This window comes from Hydrogenophaga sp. (genome assembly GCF_036675665.1).
GTDB lineage: Bacteria > Pseudomonadota > Gammaproteobacteria > Burkholderiales > Burkholderiaceae_C > Hydrogenophaga.
Map to the genome: position 1 here is coordinate 1 of NZ_JAKFEO010000052.1, position 2,308 is coordinate 2,308.

The 2,308-nt window shown below is 67.9% G+C and carries 2 protein-coding genes; both read right to left on the reverse strand.

The features are described 5' to 3' along the window. A partial coding sequence (gene asnB / locus V6M63_RS18055; protein WP_332744065.1) for an asparagine synthase (glutamine-hydrolyzing) occupies window positions 1–1,064 on the reverse strand: 1,064 nt, incomplete at its 3' end. Continuing rightward, window positions 1,052–2,140 carry a non-hydrolyzing UDP-N-acetylglucosamine 2-epimerase gene (gene wecB / locus V6M63_RS18060; RefSeq protein WP_332744067.1) on the reverse strand — a complete coding sequence of 363 codons (1,089 nt, stop codon included), beginning with the start codon at window positions 2,138–2,140 and terminating at the stop codon, window positions 1,052–1,054. The genes wecB and asnB, both read right to left, overlap by 13 nt. Between the last annotated feature and the right edge of the window lie 168 nt (window positions 2,141–2,308).

The following is a 2,308-nucleotide window of genomic DNA, read 5'->3' on the forward strand; positions in this document are numbered from 1 at the left end:
ACGCGGTACTGGGCGTAGATGCTGGTGCTGCCGAACGGCTCGCCCTGGGAGACGATCATGTCCTCCAGGTCGCGGGCCAGCTCGTCCGGCGCGACTTCCACCTTGTGCCCGATGGCGCCCACGTGGGCGTTGATGCGGTCGACCCACTTCTCTTCGGAAACCGCCGAGCCGCGCGCAACGTAGCTGAAGGTGTGAATGGGAAGGCCAGGCTCCACGTGCCGCATGGCGCACACGATGGTGGACGAGTCGAGCCCCCCGGAAAGCGCAGCACCGAGGGCCACATCGCTGCGCAACTGGAGACGCACGCTGTGCAGCAGCTTTTCGCGCAAGGCTTCCGCGGCCTGCTCGAAGGAAAGCTTCTGGACCGGCGCTACCTTGGGCTGCCACCACCTGACCGGGTCGCTTGGGGCCTGGCTCGCCTTGACCCGCAGCAGGTGGCCCGGCATCAGGTGAAACACGCCCTGGAGGAAGCTTTCCTCCGTGGTGTCGTAATCGCCATGGACCAGGTAGTCGTAGGCGCGCTGCAGGTTGAGCGAGACAGCGCCGCCACGCAGCGCCTTCATCGCGGGCAGCTCGGACGCGAAGACGAACCCGCTCTCGTCCCAGCCGTAGAAGAACGGCTTGATGCCGAACGGGTCGCGCACGCAGGTCAGCGTGTCGTGAGCCCGGTCATACAGAGCGAAGGCAAACATGCCCGTCAAACGCGGCAGGCAGGCCTCGCCCCACCGCAACCATGCTTGCAGCAGCACCTCCGTGTCGGACTCGGTGTGGAACGCGGCGCCCCCCGCCTGCAGTTCGGTGCGCAACTCGCGGTAGTTGTAGATCTCGCCGTTGAAGACCACGGACAGACGTCCGCCGGCGGCATGCATCGGCTGGTGGCCGCCCGCGCTCAGGTCGATCACCGACAGGCGCGTGTGTCCGAAGACCAGGTCACCCTGGGGCGTGGAAAGGACTTCGGTTCCGCGGTCGTTGGGCCCGCGCCGGGCCATGGCCTCGAGCGCCGCGGCCATCGGGCCGGGATCGCCCGCCCTGCCGCGCCGGAAGGCGCCGGCTATGCCGCACATGCGAGCGTATTGGCGATCGCCTGGGCGGACTGCCCGTCGCCATACAGCCCTGGTGGCGGCGGGCGCCGGTCGGCGGCGGCGGCCAGCGCCGCATCGACGACTGCCTGCACCGAGGTGGGTGGCGCCAGTCGATTGGCGCCGCATTCGACCAACTCGACCCACTCGGTCTCGTGCCGGATGGTGACGCAAGGCACGCCGAAGAAATAAGCTTCCTTCTGCACGCCGCCCGAGTCGGTGAGCACCACTCGTGCGTGCTTTTCCAGCTGCACCATGTCGAGGTAGCCCACGGGATCGATCAAGCGCAGCTTGCTCGCATCCACGCCATGGAGCAGGCCGGTTTCCGCCAACTTCTTGCGCGTGCGCGGGTGGATCGGCAGCAGCACCGGCATGGTCTGGGCGCACCGCGCCAGTGCGCCGACGATGACTTCCAGCCGCCCGGGATCGTCCACGTTCTCCGCACGGTGGATGGTGGCCAGGAAGAACTGCCCGGGCTCCAGCCCAAGGCGCTCGAGAGCCTGGCCCGATGCACGCTCGCTGTAGAAGAGCGAGGCGTCGTACATCACGTCGCCGCTGCGGACCACCTTGGACCCGGTGATGCCCTCGCTCGCCAGATTGCGCACCGCGACTTCGGTAGGTGCGAACAACAGGGTAGAGACGTGGTCGGCGACGATGCGGTTGATCTCCTCCGGCATGGCCCGGTTGAACGAGCGCAGGCCCGCCTCCACGTGCGCCACGGGAATGTGCAGCTTCACCGCGGCCAGCGCACCGGCCATCGTGGAATTGGTGTCACCGTAGACCAGCACCCAGTCCGGCTTTTCCTGCTGCAGGATGCCTTCGATGCTCTCCATCATCCGCCCGGTCATCGCGCCGTGCCCGAGGCCACCGAGCTCCAGTTGGTACTGGGGCTTCGGGATCTGCATCTCCTCGAAGAAGACGGCCGACATGTTCTGGTCGAAGTGCTGGCCCGTATGGACGATGACCTCGTCCACGCGCGGGCGACACGCCTGGAACGCGCGCGAAACCGTCGCAGCCTTGACGAACTGGGGCCGGGCGCCGACGACCGTCAGGACCTTCATCGCGCCTCGGCAGGCCGGTATTCCGGGCGCAGCGGCGCGCCGGCCTGCTGCATCTGCTTGCCGTGGGCGGCCATCGTGCGGGCGACCAGCTCCCGGTTCTGGCGGGTCCACTCCACCGTCCGGCGAAGACCTTCGCGCACCTCGACCTGGGCTTCGAAGCCCAACTCC

Excerpts from the sequence above, each read along its gene's own strand:
- wecB (WP_332744067.1), bottom strand. The coding sequence starts at position 2,140 with ATGAAGGTCCTGACGGTCGTCGGCGCCCGGCCCCAGTTCGTCAAGGCT.